Annotated in this window: 12 protein-coding genes; 9 read left to right on the forward strand and 3 right to left on the reverse strand. The window is 66.1% G+C overall.

The genetic code is table 11. From position 1 onward, the window contains the following. Positions 1-4: 4 nt before the first annotated feature. Positions 5-3619: a hydantoinase B/oxoprolinase family protein gene (locus tag ACTIEZ_RS11440; RefSeq protein WP_439546802.1), complete on the reverse strand. Its 3615-nt coding sequence runs from the start codon at positions 3617-3619 to the stop codon at positions 5-7. A gap of 204 nt (positions 3620-3823) precedes the next feature. Between ACTIEZ_RS11440 and ACTIEZ_RS11445 the strand changes: the two genes are divergently transcribed. Next, the gene (locus ACTIEZ_RS11445) at positions 3824-4768 is read left to right on the forward strand and encodes a hypothetical protein (RefSeq protein WP_439546803.1); all 945 of its coding nucleotides are present in this window, start codon (positions 3824-3826) and stop codon (positions 4766-4768) included. Here the strand turns inward: ACTIEZ_RS11445 and mutS are convergent. Beyond that, positions 4765-7371 carry a DNA mismatch repair protein MutS gene (gene mutS, locus ACTIEZ_RS11450; protein ID WP_439546842.1) on the reverse strand — a complete coding sequence of 869 codons (2607 nt, stop codon included), beginning with the start codon at positions 7369-7371 and terminating at the stop codon, positions 4765-4767. The two genes, ACTIEZ_RS11445 and mutS, sit on opposite strands and share 4 nt — an antisense overlap. Positions 7372-7540: 169 nt before the next feature. Between mutS and ACTIEZ_RS11455 the strand changes: the two genes are divergently transcribed. From ACTIEZ_RS11455 to ACTIEZ_RS11480, 6 genes are all read left to right on the forward strand, one after another. Next, entirely contained in the window at positions 7541-9817 is a 2277-nt protein-coding gene (locus ACTIEZ_RS11455) for an NADP-dependent malic enzyme (protein ID WP_439546804.1), read from the forward strand. Then, entirely contained in the window at positions 9814-10578 is a 765-nt protein-coding gene (locus ACTIEZ_RS11460; RefSeq protein ID WP_439546805.1) for an alpha/beta fold hydrolase, read from the forward strand. The genes ACTIEZ_RS11455 and ACTIEZ_RS11460 overlap by 4 nt, the downstream gene beginning before the upstream one ends. Then, positions 10557-11597 (forward strand): tRNA epoxyqueuosine(34) reductase QueG, encoded by a 1041-nt coding sequence (gene queG / locus ACTIEZ_RS11465; RefSeq protein WP_439546806.1) that lies wholly within the window; start codon positions 10557-10559, stop codon positions 11595-11597. The genes ACTIEZ_RS11460 and queG overlap by 22 nt, the downstream gene beginning before the upstream one ends. Beyond that, positions 11594-12514: a carbon-nitrogen hydrolase family protein gene (locus ACTIEZ_RS11470; RefSeq protein WP_439546807.1), complete on the forward strand. Its 921-nt coding sequence runs from the start codon at positions 11594-11596 to the stop codon at positions 12512-12514. The genes queG and ACTIEZ_RS11470 overlap by 4 nt, the downstream gene beginning before the upstream one ends. A 23-nt stretch (positions 12515-12537) precedes the next feature. Continuing rightward, positions 12538-14097, forward strand: a complete 1560-nt coding sequence (locus ACTIEZ_RS11475) for a helicase HerA-like domain-containing protein (protein WP_439546808.1) — start codon at positions 12538-12540, stop codon at positions 14095-14097. A 69-nt stretch (positions 14098-14166) separates the two neighbouring features. Then, entirely contained in the window at positions 14167-15177 is a 1011-nt protein-coding gene (locus tag ACTIEZ_RS11480; RefSeq protein WP_439546809.1) for an NADP-dependent oxidoreductase, read from the forward strand. Here ACTIEZ_RS11480 and ACTIEZ_RS11485 read toward each other — a convergent pair. Beyond that, positions 15174-16568 (reverse strand): S41 family peptidase, encoded by a 1395-nt coding sequence (locus ACTIEZ_RS11485; protein ID WP_439546810.1) that lies wholly within the window; start codon positions 16566-16568, stop codon positions 15174-15176. The two genes, ACTIEZ_RS11480 and ACTIEZ_RS11485, sit on opposite strands and share 4 nt — an antisense overlap. A gap of 295 nt (positions 16569-16863) precedes the next feature. On the opposite strand from ACTIEZ_RS11485, the gene groES reads away from it, so the two are divergent. Then, positions 16864-17178, forward strand: a complete 315-nt coding sequence (gene groES, locus ACTIEZ_RS11490; RefSeq protein ID WP_439546811.1) for a co-chaperone GroES — start codon at positions 16864-16866, stop codon at positions 17176-17178. A 96-nt stretch (positions 17179-17274) separates the two neighbouring features. After that, positions 17275-18918, forward strand: a complete 1644-nt coding sequence (gene groL, locus ACTIEZ_RS11495; protein WP_439546812.1) for a chaperonin GroEL — start codon at positions 17275-17277, stop codon at positions 18916-18918. Positions 18919-19126: the final 208 nt, after the last annotated feature.

A 19126-nucleotide genomic window follows, 5' to 3' on the forward strand; every position in this document is an offset into this window, starting at 1 on the left:
TTGGTCATGCGGCGAAGCCGCCACCAAAGCCGCCACCGCCGGGGGTTTCGATGACGATGCCGTCGCCGGGTTGCAGTTCGGCGCGGGCGCAGGCGGCAAGCTGTTCGATGCTGCCATCGCGGCGTTCGACGCGGGCGGCGCCGGGCAAGGCATCGCCGCCGCCGTTCAGGCCGAAGGGGCGGGTGAGGCGGCGGCCGGAGAGCAGGGAGGCGGTCATGGCTTCGCGAAAAACGATGCGGCGGATCACACCATCGCCGCCTCGATACCGGCCGACCCCGCCAGAACAACGCCTTGTCGCGAAATCTTCAACCAACACCGGAAAGCGGGTTTCCAGCACTTCCGGGTCGGTGAGGCGGCTGTTGGTCATGTGGGTCTGTACGGCGCTGGCGCCGGCATGGCCGTTTCCTGCACCGGCGCCGCCGCAAATTGTCTCGTAATATTGGTGGTTTGCGTTGCCGAAGGTGAAATTGTTCATGGTGCCCTGGCTGGCCGCCAGCACGCCCAGCGCACCGAACAGCGCATCGGTGATGATTTGGCTGGTTTCGACATTGCCGGCGACCACAGCAGCGGGCGGGGCAGGGCGCAGCATGGTGGCTTCCGGCACGATCAGGGTGAGGGGGCGCATGCAGCCATCGTTCATCGGCAGATCATTGCCGGCGAGACAGCGGAAGACGTAGAGCACGGCCGCCTGCGCCACCGAAAAGGGGGCGTTGAAATTATCCGGCGATTGCAGGGAGGTGCCGGTGAAATCGATGGTGGCGCTGCGGGTGGTCTGGTCAATGCGGACGGCGACGGCAACCTGCGCGCCATTGTCCATGGCAACCGTCATGGCGCCATCGCGCAGCGTGGAAATGGCTTCGTGTACAGCGGCTTCGGCATTGTCCTGCACATGCGACATGAAGGCGGCGACGGTGGCGGGGCCTTCCAGCCTGCACATGTCGATCAGCGCCTGGGCGCCGCGGGCGCAGGCGGCGGCCTGGGCCTTCAGATCGCCGATGCAGCGGGCCGGGTCGCGGGCGGGCCACGGGCCGCTGCCGAGCAAGGTGAGCATCTGGGATTCCAGGAAATTACCTTGGTCGATCAACAGGATATTGTCGATCAGCACGCCTTCTTCATCGATTGAGCGGCTGTCTGGGGGCATGGAGCCGGGGGTGATGCCGCCGATATCGGCCTGATGGCCGCGGGCGGCGACCCAGAAGCGCAGCGCGCCGTCCACGAAAACCGGTGCAACGACAGTGACATCGGGCAGGTGCGTGCCGCCGGCGAAGGGGTTGTTGAGCACGAAGACGTCGCCGGGGCGGATACCGCGCTTGTGGCTGGCCCATTTGGCCATGACGGTGCGCACGCTGTCGCCCATGGAGCCAAGGTGCACGGGCATATGGGGTGCGTTGGCGACGAGATGGCCTTCACCGTCGAAGATGGCGCAGGAAAAATCGAGCCGTTCCTTGATGTTGACGGACCAGGCAGTGGTCTTGAGGGCTTCGCCCATGTCTTCGGCGATGGCCATGAAGCGATTGGCGAAGAGTTCGAGGCGGATCGGGTCTACTTGTGGTGGGGCTGGGGACCCCTCACCCCGGGCCTCGCCTGCGGCTCGTCTCTCGCCCTCTCCACCAAGGGGAGAGGGGAAGCGGGTCAGGACCAGGTTGTGGGCTTGGTCCACTTCGGCCTGCCAGCCCGGTTCAACCAGAGTCGTGCCGGCGTCATCCAGAATGCAGGCCGGGCCGGCGATGCGCCAGCCGGGGGGCAGGTTTTCACGGGCGTAGAAGCCGGTCTTGCGCCATTTTGCGGCCAGAAAGACCGGCCGTGTGGCCAGATGGGGTGCACCCCCAGCGGCCGGGCCGGCCGTGGTGGCCAGATTGGGCACCAGCGGCGTTTCGCCCACGGCCTCGGCGATCAGCGCGTCCACCACCAGATCGGCGCCGGCCACCACGAAGCCGAAACGCTGGGTTTGCGCGGCGGCAAACTGTTGCGCCAGCACATCGGGCGCGGCCAGCGGCAGCACGATGCCGCTGTCGCTGCCGGCATAGCGGATGCGGGCCTGCACCTGCACCGCGGCCACGGCTTCGCCTTGCGCGGCCAGGGCAGCGCGGGCCTGCTCGGCGAGGTCGGTGGCCGGAGTGGTAAGGTCGAGGTCCGGCTCCAGCGGCAGGTTCAGCGTGCGTTCCCGCACCACCCGGCATTCGGCCAGACCGATGCCGAACGCCGACAACAGCCCGGCCAGCGGATGGATCAGCACGCGAGTCATGCCCAGTTGATCGGCAATCGCGCAGGCATGCTGCCCGCCGGCGCCGCCGAAGCAGGCCAAAGTGTAGCGCGCCGTATCATGGCCGCGGGCGATCGAGATGCGGCGGATCGCTTGCGCCATGGTTTCCACGGCAATGGCCCGCGCGCCGGTCGCCAATTGCTCGGCTGGTTGGCCGAGTTCAGCGGCCAAGGCGGCAAACCCGACCTGCACGGCGTCCACATCCAGCGGCTGTTGGCCGTCGGCGCCGAACAGCGCCGGGAACAGATCGGGCTGGAGGATGCCGATCAGCACATTGGCATCGGTGATGGTCAGCGGCCCGCCGCGGCGATAGGCGGCCGGGCCCGGCACGGCGCCGGCGCTGTGCGGGCCAACCTTCAGGCGCCCAATACCCTTGGCAGCAGCGTGGGTGATGATCGAACCGCCGCCCGCCGCCACCGTGTCGATCTTCAGCATGGGGATCCGCAGCGGCACGCCGGCGATCATCACCTCCTCCGCGCGTTCATATGTCCCATCCCACAGCGACACATCGGTGGAGGTGCCGCCCATATCGAAGCCGATCAGCCGCATTTCGCCCACCGCCCGCCCGCTGGCCGCCATCCCGACAATGCCGCCGGCCGGGCCGGACAGGATCGCATCGCGGCCGTGAAAATGCCCGGCGCGGGCGAGGCCGCCGTTGGACTGCATGAAATCCAGCTTCACGCCGGGCAGGCCGGCGGCAACGCGGTTCACATAATCGCGCAGCGGCGGCGACAGATAGGCATCAACGACGGCGGTATTGGCGCGCGGCACCAGCCGGATGACGGCGCCGACCTGGTGGCTGGCGGTGATCTGGGTGAAGCCGATGGCCCGCGCGATTTCGGCGACGCGCAGCTCGTGTGCCGGAAAGGCATGGCCGTGCAGGCAGGCGATGGCGATGCTGCGATAGCCTGCGTCGAACGCCGCTTGCAGGGCGGCGGCAGTGGCGGTTTCATCGAGCGGGCGCAGCACCTCGCCCTGCGCGGTCATCCGCTCGGGAATCTCGACCACGCGTTCATACAGCGGCGCCGGCTTTTCGATGTGCAGCGCGAAAATCTGTGGCCGGGCCTGATGGCCGATCAGCAGCGCATCGCGATGCCCGCGGGTGATGGCAAGGCAGGTGGGCGCGCCCTTGCGTTCGAGCAGGGCATTGGTGGCCACGGTGGTGCCCATGCGCACCGCCTGAATCGCCGCGGGGTCGCCGCCACGCAGGCGGGCGATGCCGGCCAGCGCAGCATCATCATATTGTTCGGGTGCGTGGCTGAGCAGCTTGGCGGTGGCGAGGCTGCCATTCGGGCGCAGCGCGACGATATCGGTGAAGGTGCCGCCGCGATCGATCCAGAATTGCCATCCCGCCATGGCGCAGTGGTGGCGGGACGGGCAGGGGTGGTCAAGGGCTTAGGCTGGGGCACCGGCTGCCGGTGAAATGACCGATGCTGTTACCAGCCGGCCCGGCCTGGTGACGGCCTTTGGATAAGATGCCGCAGGGCTTGCCCGACGCTGCGGCGCCGACCTATTCATTACATCGCAGTAATGAAACGACGGAGGCCGCTGGTGGGCAGGATGCTGCGTGCAACGGTGATCGCGGCGATGCTGGCAGGATCAGCCGCCGCCGATCAGCCGCAAACGGTTACGTTGGACGCTGATGCGCCGGTCGCGGCCAAGATAAACGGCCGGGATGTGATGCTGGCGGTGTCGACCGGCACGGTCGATCACGTCACGCTGAACGATGAAGCCGTGACACGGCTGAAATTGAGCGCGTCCCGGCCGGACAATCGCGGCGATTTTCTGATTGGCGGGGTGGTCGCGCTGCGCGGTCGGCACAATAATGGTTTCCTGCGGGTGGCGGGCCGCGCCCAGCAACAGCAACTTTACTGGTTTCCAGGGGCCTCCCCGCTGCCGCGCGATGGTACCATCGGCCCGTTTGCGTTCCCGCACCGCGAGGTCAAGGTGGTATGGCAGGCCGGGGAGGCGCCGCGCCATGCCTGGCCGCTGGTGGGCGATATCGATACTGCCGCCTATGGCGTGGTGGCGATCGGTAGCAGTTGGTTCACCCTGGGCGTCGATGTGCGCAGCCGCCGGTCGCTGCCGTTGGTGACGGCGACGACTGGTGCCGATCTGGCGGAGGCGCTGGGCGGGCAGTTGGTGGGCGAGGTTTGGCAAGAAGAGATCGTGCTGGGGGTGCGCCGGCCGGTGCGGCGGCTGCAATTGGACCGGCCGCTGGTGATGGGGCCACTGCGTTTTGATGCTGTGGCGGTGCGGGTGGGTGGTCCGGGCGACGGCACCCGTTGGCTGCAGCCCGGCCGGAAGCCGCTGCCCGAAGCCGGGGCGGATCCGGCCGAGATCGTGGTGCGCGGTCGCACCTTGGTGCGGCGCGGCGCGGCACGATCGCTGATGCTGTCGCGCACCCAGTTGGAAGCGCAAGGTTGCACCAGCCTGACCGTCGACAAGCGGGAGGAGATGTTCATTCTGGCTTGCACCGGGCCAGCGGCTGAACCTGCAGGCTAACCCGGCGGTGTGGCCAGCGCCTTCAGCTCGCAGAGCAGGTCGAGGGCTTCGCGCGGGGTGATGTTGTCGGGATCGATGCTGCCCAGTTTCTCGCGCAGGGCGTCGGTGGGGCTGGGGGCGGTGGTGGCGAAGAGGGGCAAGGAGGCGATGCCGGCTGCGATCCCGCCGGTCTGGTCGCGGCGGGCCTCCAGCCGGGTGAGGACGGCGCGGGCGCGGCTGAGGACTTGGGCGGGGACGCCGGCGAGGCGGGCCACCGACAGCCCATAGCTCTTGTCGGCGCTGCCGGGGACGACCTGGTGCAGGAAGACGAGATCGCCGCGCCATTCGCGCACCTTTACCGTCACGCTGGCCAGGCCGGAGAGCTTGGCGGTGAGCGGCACCAGTTCATGATAATGGGTGGCGAACAGGCAGCGGCATTGCAGATCGTCGTGCACCGATTCGAGCACGGCCCAGGCGATGGCGAGGCCATCATAGGTGCTGGTGCCCCGCCCGACTTCATCGAGGATGACCAGGCTGCGGTTGGTGGCGCCGGTGAGGATGGCGGCGGTTTCGACCATCTCCACCATGAAGGTCGATCGGCCCTCGGCAAGATCGTCGGCGGCGCCGACGCGGCTGTAGAGGCGATCGATGACGCCGATGTGGGCGGAGGTGGCGGGCACATAGCTCCCAGCCTGGGCCAGCACGGCGATCAGTGCGTTCTGGCGCAGGAAGGTGGATTTGCCGGCCATGTTGGGGCCGGTGACCAGCCAGACGCGGGCGTCGAAGGACAGGTCGCAGTCGTTTGGCGTGAAGCGGGTGCCGGCGGTTCGCACGGCGAGTTCGACCACCGGGTGGCGGCCGGCGTGGATGGCAAATGCCGTGCTGTGGTCCACCGTGGGCCGGCACCAGTTTTCCGATGCGGCGAGTTCGGCCAGGGCGGCTGACACATCGATGCGCGCCAGCGCAGCGGCGGTGTCGAGGATGGCGGATTGCTGGGTGAGAATGGCGTCGCGCAATTCTTCGAGATGGGCGGCTTCGGCAGCCAGCGCGTGATCGGCGGCGCTGGCGATGCGGCTGGCGAGGTTGCCGAGTTCGGGGGAGGAGAATCTCACTGCGCCGGCCATGGTCTGGCGGTGGATGAAGCCCGATGTGGGCAGCAGCAGCGGATCGGCGCGGCCGGCGGGGACTTCGATATGATACCCAAGCACATTGTTGTGGCGGATTTTCAGCGCCGCGATGCCGGTTTCGGATTTCAGGCGGGTTTCCATGGCGGCCACCGCACTGCGGCCGTCGCGGGCGGTTTCGCGCAAGGCATCGAGCGCCGCGTCGAAGCCGGGGCGAATGGCGCCGGGCAGTTCGATGGGGGGTTCATCGGCGAGGGTGCGTGCCAATTGTTCGACGAGGGCGCCGATCTGGGCGCCGTCTGCGCCGATGCGGGCGAGGGTTTCCGACAGGAGCGCGGGCGGGCCGGCCAGCGATGCGGTGTGGGTCAGGGCGCGTTTGAGGGCGAGGGCGCCGGCGAGGCCTTTGCCGAGCTGGCCGAGATCGCGCGGGCTCCAGCGGCCGATGGCGATGCGGGCCAGGGCGCGGGCGATGTCGGGCAGGCCGGCCAGCGTGTCGCGCGTGGCCTGGCGGGTCAGTGGATCAGCGTGGAACCAGGTGACGAGATCAAGGCGCTGCCCGATGGCCACGGCATCGGTGAGCGGCGCCGCGATGTCGGCGCCGAGTTGGCGGGCGCCGGCGGCAGTGACGGTGCGATCGATGGCGGATTCAAGGCTGTGGCGCGTGTTCCCGCGCGCCAGATCGAGGCTGGCGCGGGTGGCGGCGTCGATGGCCATGGTGCTGCCGGGCAGTTCACGGCGGGGCGGGAGGATCAGCGGTGCGGCATCACGGGCGGTTTCTTGGACATAGGCCAGCAGCGCGCCGGCGGCGGCAAGTTCGGGTTTCGAGAACTGGCCCCAGCCGTCGAGGGTGGCGACGCCGAAGCGGGATTTCAGGGTGGCTTCGGCGCGGGCTGCGTTGAAATCGGCGGCGGGACGGGGGGCGCCGCGGGCATTGCTGCCTTCGGGGATCAGGGTTTCGGCGGGGTTGAGGCGGGCCAATTCGGCGCGCAGGTCGGCCAGCGGGCCGGCGCGGGTGTGGAAGGCGCCGGTGCTGAGGTCCAGCCAGGCGAGGCCGGCGGTGGCCTTTGACTCGGCGTTCCCCACCCCCGGCCCCTCCCCTGAAGGAGAGGGGAGAAGGGCGGCCAGCCAGTTGGCGCGGCGGGGTTCGAGCAGGCCGTGTTCGGTGATGGTGCCTGGCGTGACGATGCGGACGATGGCGCGGGCGACAACGCTTTTGCTGCCGCGCTTTTTTGCGTCGCGCGGGTCTTCGATCTGTTCGGCGATGGCCACGCGGTGGCCGGCGCGGATCAGGCGGGCAAGATAATTTTCATGGGCGTGCACCGGCACGCCGCACATCGGGATCGGCTGGCCGGCATGCTCGCCGCGCTTGGTCAGCGCGATGTCGAGCGTGGCGGCGGCGGCGGCGGCATCGTCGAAGAACAGTTCGTAAAAATCGCCCATGCGGAAAAACAGCAGCGCATCGGGCACCTCGGCCTTGATGGCGAGATATTGGGTCAGCATCGGGGAGGTGCCAGGGGCGCTTGTCGTCACCAGGCGTTGGATAGCGTGCGCTGGCGGGCTTCGACAAGCGCAGCCTGAGCGCGCGGCCTTGCTGTGACCCAATTCTCTTGCCCAGTTGCGGCCACAATCCTATCCCTGTCCAAAGCAACGGGGTCGGCAGGATCAAGCGATGAGCAGCAGCAACGACAAAACAGGCGGTGATCAGGATTTCGGTGACCGCGAGGCACTGAATTATCACCGCATCGGCAAGCCCGGCAAGATCGACATCGTGGCCAGCAAGCCGATGGCAACGCAGCGGGATTTGTCCCTGGCCTATTCGCCGGGTGTCGCAGCGCCAGTGCGGGCCATCGCAGCCGATCCGGACAGCGCCTATGATTACACGATCAAGGGCAATCTGGTGGCGGTGATATCCAACGGCACCGCGATTCTGGGGTTGGGCAATCTGGGTGCGCTGGCGTCCAAGCCGGTGATGGAAGGCAAGGCGGTGCTGTTCAAGCGCTTTGCCGATGTGGACAGCATCGATCTGGAAGTCGCCACCGAGGATGTCGACAAGTTCATCGCCTGCGTCGAGCTGCTGGAGCCGAGCTTTGGCGGCATCAACCTTGAGGATATCAAGGCGCCGGAATGCTTCATCATCGAAACCACGCTGAAGGAACGGATGAACATCCCGGTGTTCCACGATGATCAGCACGGCACCGCCATCGTGGCTGCTGCCGGCCTGATCAACGCGATGCACCTGACCGGGCGCCGGCCCGAAGATGTGAAGATGGTCGTGAACGGCGCTGGCGCGGCGGCGATTGCCTGCACCGAACTGATCAAGCTGTACGGCGTCAAGAATGTGTTGATGTGCGACACGACGGGCGTGATCTATGTCGGCCGCGAAAAGGGCATGAACCAGTGGAAGTCCGCCCACGCGGCCGTCACCGATGCGCGCACGCTGGAAGAGGCGATGCAGGGTGCCGACGTGTTCCTGGGGCTGAGCCAGAAGGGCGCGGTGAGCGAGGCGATGGTGGCGGCGATGGCGCCCAATCCGATCATTTTTGCGATGGCCAACCCCGATCCCGAAATCACCCCGGAAGATGTGGCGAAGGTGCGTTCAGACGCCATCGTCGCCACCGGGCGCAGCGATTATCCCAACCAGGTCAATAACGTCCTGTGCTTCCCCTATCTGTTCCGCGGTGCGCTGGATGTGCGCGCGACCGCGATCAACGAGGAGATGAAGCTGGCCGCGGCCAACGCCATTGCCAGCCTGGCGCGCATGCCGGTGCCGGATGAAGTGGCGGCGGCTTATGGCGGCAAGGCACGCAATTTCGGCCCGGAATATATCATCCCGGCGCCGTTCGATCCGCGCCTGATCGAACATATCCCCACCGCCGTTGCCAAGGCGGCGATGGATTCGGGCGTGGCGCGCAAGCCGTTTTTCGATGAGGACGCCTATCGCCAGGAATTGCGCGGCCGGCTGAACCCGACCACCTCGATCCTGCAGGGCGCCATCGAAAGCGCGCAATCGCGCCCGCGCCGCGCCGTGTTCGCCGAAGCCGAGCAGGAGGTGGTGCTGCGTGCCGCCGTCAATTGGCGCAACAGCGGTTATGGCACGCCGGTGCTGGTGGGCCGTGAACAGCCGGTGCGTGAAGGCCTGGCGCGGCTGGGCGTCGATGATCCCGAAAGCTTTGAAATCCACAACAGTTCGATCTCGCCGCTGGTGCCGGCGATGGTCGCGTATCTGTATGAACGCGTGCAGCGGCGCGGCATGCTGCTGCGCGATGTGCAGCGCATGGTGAACCATGAACGCAACGTGTTCGGCGCGCTGCTGGTGGCGATGGGCGAAGCGGATCTGATGCTCACCGGCGTCACCCGCAATTTTGCCACCACCTATCGCCAGGTGCGCCAGGTGATTGATCCGGTTCCCGGACAGCGCCCGTTCGGCATCCACATGCTGGTCGGCAAGCAGCAGACGATTTTCGTCGCCGACACGACGGTGACCGAGCGGCCGACGGCCGAAACCCTGGCCACAATCGCCATCGAAACAGCAGCGGTTGCACGCCGGCTGGGCCAGGAACCGCGCGTGGCGTTCCTCAGCTACAGCAATTTCGGCAACCCGCCCGGCGAATTTGTCGCCAATCTGCGCGGCGCGGTGGCCTTGCTCGATGAACGCCAGGTCGGGTTCGAATATGAGGGTGAAATGTCGGCCGATGTCGCGCTGAATCCGGCGATGCGGGCGCAATATCCGTTCAGCCGGCTTTCGGGCCCGGCCAATGTGCTGATCATGCCCGGCCTGCACAGCGCCAATATCGCGGCGAAATTGATCAAGGAAGTCGCGAACTTGCGGGTGGTTGGCCCGATGCTGGTGAACATGTCCAAGCCGGTGCAGATCGTGCCGATGAATTCGTCGGCCGGCGATATCGTGACGCTGGGTGTGCTCGCCTCCACCGGCGTGGTGTGTTGAAACCGCCCATTCTGCTGATTCACGGCATGTGGTCGACGCCGGCCACATTTTCGCGGCTGCGCCTGGTTCTGGAGGCGGCTGGCCATGTCACCCATGCGCCGGTGCTGCCCTGGCATGATCGCCCGGCCAGCCTGCCGCCGCCGCCCGAGCTGGGGACGGTTTCGATCACGGCCTATGTCGATTATCTGGTCACCGAAGCAGCGGCGCTGGGAGCGCCGCCGGTGATTCTGGGCCATTCGATGGGCGGGCTGCTGGCGCAGATGCTGGCGGCAAGGGTGCCGCATGCCGGCCTGGTGCTGCTGTCGCCGGCGGCGGCTGCGAACAGCCAGTCGGCGAGTTTCGATCCGCTGCGCACCTTGCTGAATGTCGTGACCAAATGGGGCTGGTGGGAAAAGCCGACCCTGTGTGACGAAGCCGGCGCGCGTTGGGGGATTTTCAATACGGTGCCCGAAGCGGTGACAACCGTGGAAATCGGCGCGCTGGTGTGGGATTCGGGCCGTGTGCTGGCCGAAATCGCGTTGCCGCCGCTGCATGGCAGCATCACGCGGGTGGATTATGCGCGGCTGACGCGGCCGGCGCTGGTGGTGGTGGGCTGTGTTGATCGCACTACGCCGCCCGGTATTGCGCGTGCCACCGCGCGGCAGTTGCCCGGCCGGGTGGATTATCACGAGATTCCGGGCGCGCCGCACTGGCTGTTCTGGGGCGAACTGGAACAGCAGGTCGGAGCGATGGTGACCGGGTGGTTGGCGAACCTCGACTGATCGCTGCATTGCGCGGTGAGGCAGAGCGGCTGGGCTTTGCGGCGCTGGGCGTGTGCAGCGCCGATGCGGTGCCGCAGGCCGGCGCGCGATTGCGGCAATGGCTGGACGATGGCTGCCATGGCGAGATGATCTGGATGGAAAGCCGCGCCGACGCGCGCGCCAGCCCCAAGGGTCTGTGGCCAGACGTGAAGAGCGTGATCATGCTGGGCACCAGTTACGCGCCAGCGCTGGATCCGCTGCGGCTGGCCGGGCAGGGCGACAAAGGCGTGATCAGCGTCTATGCTTGGAACCGCGATTATCATGATCTGATCAAGAAGCGGCTGAAGGCCCTGGCGCGCTGGCTGGTGGCGGAGGCTGGCGGTGAATTGAAGGTGTTTGTTGATACCGCGCCGGTGATGGAAAAGCCGTTGGCGGCAGCAAGCGGGCTGGGCTGGCAGGGCAAGCATACGAATCTGGTCAGCCGTGATCATGGCAGTTGGCTGTTTCTGGGGGCGATCTACACAACGCTGGCGCTGCCGGTGGATGAACCGCATGCGGATCGCTGTGGCAGTTGCACGCGTTGCCAGGTGGCCTGTCCGACGGATGCGTTTCCCGCGCCCTATCGGCTCGATGCGCGGCGCTGCCTCGCCTATCTCACCATCGAACACAGTGGCCCGATTCCGGCCGAATTCCGGCGGCCGATGGCCAACCGCATCTATGGCTGTGATGATTGCCTGAGCGTGTGCCCGTGGAATCGCTTTGCCAAGGCCAGCGAAGAGCCGGCATTTCTGCCGCGCAGCGAACTGACGGCGCCGAAGCTGGCAGAGTTGCTCTGCCTGGATGATGCCGCGTTTCGGGCGCTTTTTTCAGGGTCGGCTGTGAAGCGGATTGGCGTCAAGCGCTTCATCCGCAACTGCCTTTATGCGGCGGGCAACAGTGGGGATATGGCGCTGCTGCCAGCGGTGCAGGCGCATCTGGGCAGCGATGATCCGGTGGTGGCCGATGCGGCTGCCTGGGCAATGGAGGCGTTGACGGCATGAGCATCAGGCAAGGCACGGCACGGCTGGCAGCGCTGCAGATCGGCAGTCGCGCGACCACGGCGGCAACGCTGGAGGCGCTGATGGACCGCCGCGCGGAATTGATCGAAGCGCGGCCCGATCTGCTGGTGCTGCCCGAAGCGCTGCTCGGCGGTTATCCCAAGGGGGCGGATTTCGGGGTGCGCCTGGGGTATCGGATGCCGGCGGGGCGCGAGGCGTTTCGCCGCTATTGGGAACAGGCGGTCGAACTTGATGGCCCGGAGGTGGCGGCGCTGGGTGAACTGGCGGGCAGCATCGGTACCGCGATGGTGGCCGGCGTCATCATGCGCGAAGGCGCGACGCTGCAATGCACGGCGCTGTATTTCACGCCCGATGGCGCCTTGGCCGGGCATCGCCGCAAGTTGATGCCGACGGCAGCCGAACGGCTGGTGTGGGGGCAGGGCGGCGCTGCTGATGTGCGCAGTTTCGACAGCCCGGTGGGGCGTATCGGCGCGGTTATTTGCTGGGAAAATTTCATGCCGGCGTTTCGCGCCGCGCTTTATGCGCAGGGCGTGACGATCTGGGCGGCGCCGACGGTGGATGATCGGCCGCAGTGGGAGGTGGCGATGCGCCATATCGCCCACGAAGGCCGGTGTTTTCTGGTCAGCGCCTGCCAGTGGCTGCCGCCCTCGCAAATGGCGCTGGGCGAACCGATCACGCTGATCGATCGGGCTGTGGACGCGCCGCTGATTGCCGGCGGCAGCATGATCGTCTCGCCGATGGGTGAGGTGCTGGCGGGGCCGCTGCGCGGTGGCGAAGGGCTGGTGGTGGCCGAGGTTGATCTGGCTGATGTGGTCCGCGCGCGCTTCGATTTCGATGCTGCCGGGCATTACAGTCGGCCCGATATCTTCCGGCTGGACGTCACGCAGGCGCCGCGCTGAAACTGGCTTGCGAAGGAGACACCATGACTGATTCCCTGTTTATCGGCCTGTCGGACGAAGATGTGCCGCAGGTTCTGGTGCTGAAACGCGCCAACCGCCACGGGCTGATTGCCGGCGCCACCGGCACCGGCAAGACGGTGACGCTGCAGGGCCTGGCCGAAGGCTTTTCGCGCGCCGGGGTGCCGGTGTTCCTCGCCGATGTGAAGGGCGACATCGCCGGCATGGCCAAGGCTGGCAGCGAGGCCGCGGGCTGGACCGGCAAGCGGGCCGCCGAATTGAAGATGGATGATTATGATTATGAAGCCTGCCCGGTGGTGTTTTGGGATTTGTTCGGCGAACAGGGCCACCCCATTCGCACCACGATTTCCGAAATGGGGCCGCTGCTGCTGGCGCGGCTGATGGGGCTGAATGCAACGCAGGAAGGCGTGCTGACCATCGCATTCCGTTATGCCGATGAAAACGACATGCTGCTGCTCGATCTGAAGGATCTGCAGGCAATGCTGGCTTGGTGCGCCGACAATGCCGGCGAATTGTCGAGCAAATATGGTAATGTCAGCAAGGCCAGTGTCGGCGCCATCCAGCGCCAGTTGCTGCAACTCGATACCCAGGGCGGTGCGGCGTTTTTTGGGGAGCCGGCGCTGGACATATCCGATTTCATTGCGCGCGATGGGCGCGGGCATGGCCGGGTGAACATCCTGGCCGCCGACAAGTTGATGCGGTCACCGCGCTTGTATGCCACCTTCCTGCTGTGGCTGCTGTCGGAACTGTTCGAAACGCTGCCCGAAGTGGGCGATCCGGATCGGCCGCGGCTGGTGTTCTTCTTTGATGAGGCGCATCTGCTGTTCGACGAGGCGCCTGATGCACTGCTCGACAAGGTCGAGCAGGTGGTGCGGCTGATCCGATCGAAAGGCGTCGGCGTCTATTTCATCAGCCAGAATCCGATCGATATCCCTGAAAAAGTGGCGGGGCAGTTGGGCAACCGGGTGCAGCATGCGCTCAGGGCGTTCACGCCGCGCGACCAGCGCGCCATCCGGGCGGCAAGCGAGACGTTCCGGCCCAATCCGCGGCTGGATGTGGCCCGTGTCATCACCGAGATGAAGGTGGGGGAGGCGCTGGTCTCCACGCTGCTGCCCGATGGTGCGCCCAGCCCGGTGGAGCGCACGCGGGTGGGTCCACCGCGCAGCCGGGTCGGGCCGATCACGCCGGGTGAGCGGATGGATGTGATCAATGCCTCGCCCTTTGCCGGGAAGTATGAGGAATTGCTGGATCGCGAGTCGGCCTATGAATTGCTGATCGCGCTGCGCGAGGAGCAGGCGGAGGCGGCAGAAGCCGACAAGGCAGCAGCACTGCAGGCCAAGCTGGACGCGCAAGCCGCCAAGGACGCCGCGCGGGCCGACGCGCAGCGGGCGCGGGAACAGGCGCGGATCCAGGCTGCGCAGGCCCGCGCTGCCGCCCGGCCCAGTGCCACGCAAAAGGCCGTGCAATCGGCTGTGACATCGGCCGCGAGCAGCATCGGCCGGCAGTTGGGCGGCCGCATGGGACAGAAATTGGTGCGCGGGCTGTTGGGCGGGTTGTTCAAGTAAATCCATCCCCTTCCGCTTGCGGGCGGGGGTGGGGGCGGGCATGCTGCCGGCAAACGCAAGGAGACCATCATGACCACCACCCGCAAATGGCTGCTGAAATCCCGGCCCAATGGTCCGCTCAAGGACAGTGATTTCGATCTGGTCAGCGGGCCACTGCCCGAGGTTGGCGACGGGCAGTTTCTCGTCAAACTCACCCATTTCAGCTTTGACCCCACCCAGCGTGGCTGGCTGGGCGGCGATACCTATCTGCCCGCCGTGCCCATCGGTGGGGTGGTGCGCGCCGGCGGCATCGGGGAAGTGGTGGCAAGCCGGCATCCCGGCTTTGCAGTGGGCGAAATGGTGCAGGGCACGTTCGGCTGGCAGGAACATGCGCTGAGCGAGGGCATGACCGAAACCGGCCCCGTGACGAAATTGCGGCCTGGCATCACGCCCGAACAGGCGCTGGGCGTGTTTGGCGTGACCGGGCTGACGGCGTGGTTCGGGTTGACCGAGATCGGCAAGCCGAACGCCGGGGACACGGTGCTGGTATCGGGGGCCGCCGGCGCAACGGGCAGCGTGGTGGTGCAGGTGGCCAAGGCGCTGGGCTGCACGGTGATCGGCATTGCCGGTGGGGCGGAAAAATGCCGATGGGTGGTGGATACCGCCGGGGCGGATGCCTGCATCGATTATCGCGCCGGCGGCGTGGCGCGTGCCATCCGCGAACATGCCCCCAAGGGTGTGAACGTGGTGTTCGAAAATGTCGGCGGCGAGATCCTGGATGCGGCGCTGGCCAATCTGGCCCTGAATGCGCGCGTGGTGCTGTGCGGCGGTATTTCCAGCTATAATGACACGGCCGACAACCGCACGCCCGGCCTGAACAATTACATGAACCTGACGGTGATGCGTGGCCGGATGGAAGGTTTTATCGTGCTGGATTTCATGCGTCGCTATGGTGAAGGCGTCGCGGCGCTGGCCGGGCTGATGCGCGAAGGCAAGTTGCAGACGGCCGAGGATGTGGCGCACGGCTTTGAAAACTGCCCGGCGACGCTGCGGCGATTGTTCGAGGGCAAGAATTTCGGCAAGCAGTTGCTGAAAGTCTAGAACGTCCCCGGCATGGCGCGCTGCGCGGCGCTGGGGTTGCGCGCCAGCAGCGGGCGGCGGCCCAATGATTGTTCGCGGATGTCGTCGCCACTGCTGGCGATCGGCGTGCAGGCGCCGCCCTGGATGGCGCTGATCGCCGTGCTGATCGAGGCTTCGCTGCGGCCGAAGGGTGCAGTGATCTGATCCTCGGCGCGGCAGGTGCGGCCGCCGCGGGTGGGCCAAAGCGGCGCCAGGCCGTTGAAATAATCGCCCTGGCGGTCGGCATTTTCGGCGGCAAAGGCAACGACGCGCAGCCGGTCATCACAGGCGGCGCGATCGATGGCGATCTGGCCAACCGGCTTGCCCAAGGTGTTGCCGCCGACCAGCAGCGCATTCTCGCGCAGATAGGGCAGCATCGAATTGGGCACCAGTTCGCTGGCCGACCCGGTGCTTTGCGTGGTGATGAAGGCCAGCATGGTGGGGGCGATACTGTCGCTGGTCGGGCGGAACAGCCGGGTGCTGTTCTCCGCAGAGAGCGATGGCCGGAACGTGGTGAACGCGAACACATCGCTGGCCAGGCGGTTGCGGCCGAGCAGATCGCCGAATGTTTCCGCGACACGCACCGCGCCACCGCCATTGTAGCGCACGTCGATGATGACGCGGGTGATGCCTTCGTTGCGGAAACGGGCAAAGGCGCTGCGCAACGGGGCTTCGGCCGTGCCGACGAAGTTGCGCAGATTGACATAGCCGATGCGGCCGCCGGCCCCGTCTTCGAACACCAGATTGCCGAACCGCGGCGACACCGGCGTGATGTCGAAAATGGCACGGGTGATGGTGATGGTGCGCAGGGCGCCGCCGGCTTCGCGCACCTGCAGGGTGCGGCTGACGCCGGCTTGGCTGGGGCCGAATGCGTCCGCCACGGCGATACTGCCGCCTTGCGAGAACAGGGTCGTGACCGGCACCAGGCTGGCCGGGCTGGCGCCGATGGCCAATATCTCGATGCCGCGCTCAAGGCCGCCGGCAAAGGCCGGGCCGGCTTCATCGGCATCGGTGATGAACACCCGCCGCGCCGTATCGTCATAATCGACCCGGAAGCCGAACGCCGCGGTCTGGCCAGTGGCGTTGAAGGCGTTTTCCTCGGCGATGGAGGTGATGAAGGTAAAAAAGCGATCCTTGCGCGCCGCGCGCGCCGTGGCGGTGAGTGCGTTGATATAATCCTGCACGGTGGCGAATGGTGCTGGATCGAGGCTGGCCGGCAGATCTTGGGGGAAGAGATAATTTTCGCGAATCTGGCTTTCCGCCCACAATTGCCGCTGACGCAGGCTGCACTGGTCGGTTGTGGTGGTGGGTGACGGTGTGATCGTTGGTGGCGTCGGTGGCCTCTGCGGTTGCAGGGGGTCGGGTACGGTCACGGGGCCGCTGCCGCCACAGGCCTGCAACAACAAACCGACCGCCAACAGAGCGGGCATACCAACGCAACGAGACCTATACCCCATGGATACCGATGTTTGGGTTAATTTACGGATTTGTCCAGCCGCATTCGCGACAATTTTGCCGCACTCTGGCCCTGCACGGTGCAGCAGAGCCTTGACGTTTGCCGGCTTGGCGCGCATATGCAGCCGCAGCCGCTGGCACTCATCAACAGTGAGTGCCAACAGCGGCGGCTCCTTTCCAGCAACCAAGGTTGCACAACAAAACGAGGGCAATATGACATTCCGACCGCTCCATGACCGTGTGCTCGTCCGCCGCGTCGAAGCCGAGGCAAAGACTGCTGGTGGCATCATCATCCCCGACAGCGCCAAGGAAAAGCCGCAGGAAGGCGAAGTCGTCGCCGTCGGCACGGGCGCACGTGCCGAAAACGGCACCATCACCCCGCTCGAAGTCGCCGTGGGCGATCGCATCCTGTTCGGCAAATGGTCGGGCACCGAAGTGAAGCTGGGTGGCGAAGACCTTCTGATCATGAAGGAAAGCGACATTCTGGGCATCATCAGCGCTGCTGCTGACCTCGCCAAGGCTGCGTAATTTCCAGCCCGCCGGCCCCATACGGCCGGCGCCTTTCAAACGAAATATTCGCGTGCCGGCCGCTGTGGCCAGCACGCCCAGCAAGGGAATTGGACCATGGCTTCCAAGGACGTGAAATTTGGCCGCGATGCGCGTGAACGCATCCTGCGCGGCGTTGATATCCTCGCCGATGCAGTGAAGGTGACTCTGGGCCCCAAGGGTCGCAACGTGCTCATCGAAAAGAGCTTTGGCGCGCCGCGCATCACCAAGGACGGCGTGACCGTCGCCAAGGAAATCGAACTGAAGGACAAGTTCGAGAACCTGGGCGCGCAACTGGTGCGTGAAGTTGCCAGCAAGACCAACGACACCGCCGGCGATGGTACCACCACCGCCACCGTGCTGGCCCAGGCCATCGTGCGTGAAGGCCTGAAGTCGGTTGCCGCCGGCATGAACCCGATGGATCTGAAGCGCGGCATCGATCTGGCCGTCACCAAGGTTGTCGAAGATCTGAAGGCGCGTTCCAAGCCGGTTGCCGGTTCGAGCGAGATCGCCCAGGTCGGCACCATCTCGGCCAACGGCGAAACCGAAATCGGTGACATGATTGCCAAGGCCATGGAAAAGGTCGGCAAGGAAGGCGTGATCACCGTCGAAGAAGCCAAGGGCATGGACAGCGAGCTGGACGTGGTCGAAGGCATGCAGTTCGATCGTGGCTATCTGAGCCCGTACTTCATCACCAATGCCGAGAAGATGCAGGTCGAGCTCGACAACCCGTATATCCTGATCCACGAAAAGAAGCTTTCCAACCTGCAGGCGCTGCTGCCGGTGCTGGAGGCCGTGGTGCAGTCGGGCCGTCCGCTGCTGATCATTGCTGAAGACGTCGAAGGCGAAGCACTGGCCACCCTGGTGGTCAACAAGCTGCGCGGTGGCCTGAAGGTCGCTGCCGTCAAGGCGCCGGGCTTTGGTGATCGCCGCAAGGCCATGCTGGAAGACATCGCCACCCTGACCGCGGGTGAGATGATCAGCGAAGACCTGGGCATCAAGCTGGAAAACGTCACCCTGCCGATGCTGGGCCGCGCCAAGCGTGTCACCATCGACAAGGACAACACGACGATCGTCGATGGCGAAGGCACCGCCGAAACCATCAAGGCGCGTGTGGAGCAGATCCGTGCGCAGATCGAAGTGACCACCAGCGACTATGACCGTGAAAAGCTGCAGGAGCGTCTGGCCAAGCTGGCTGGCGGTGTTGCGGTGATCAAGGTTGGTGGCAGCACCGAAGTGGAAGTGAAGGAGCGCAAGGATCGTGTGGACGATGCGCTGCACGCCACTCGCGCCGCCGTCGAAGAAGGCATCGTGCCCGGCGGCGGTACTGCGCTGCTCTATGCCACCAAGGCCCTGGACGGCCTGAAGGGCGGCAACGACGACCAGACCCGCGGTATCGACATCATCCGCAAGGCGCTGTTCGCCCCGGTCCGTCAGATCGCGGCCAATGCCGGCCATGATGGCGCCGTGGTGTCGGGCAAGCTGCTGGATGGCGATGATTCGACCATCGGCTTCAACGCCCAGACCGAAGTCTATGAAAACCTGGTTGCGGCCGGCGTGATCGACCCGACGAAGGTCGTGCGCACCGCGCTGCAGGATGCCGCATCGGTGGCATCGCTGCTGATCACCACGGAAGCGGCGATTTCCGATCTGCCCGCCGATGACAAGCCTTCGCCCGGTGGCGGCGGCGGCATGGGCGGCATGGGCGGCATGGATTTTTGATTGAGTTGGCTGGCGGCAGCGCAAGCTGCCGCCAGACTCAACGAAATCCGGCCAGCGAACTGAAAAAGGGCGGCCCCAACAGGCCGCCCTTTTTTCGATTCGTCTGACGGCGCGGCTCTGCCGCGCTCTTTTTTGTTATCTTCTTCAACGCCCCCAGCGGACTCGGCGGCTCCGCCGCCGGCCGCGCCCGTCAAGCGCAGTCCAGCGC

The organism is Sandarakinorhabdus sp. (assembly GCF_051860625.1).
Lineage (GTDB): Bacteria > Pseudomonadota > Alphaproteobacteria > Sphingomonadales > Sphingomonadaceae > Sandarakinorhabdus.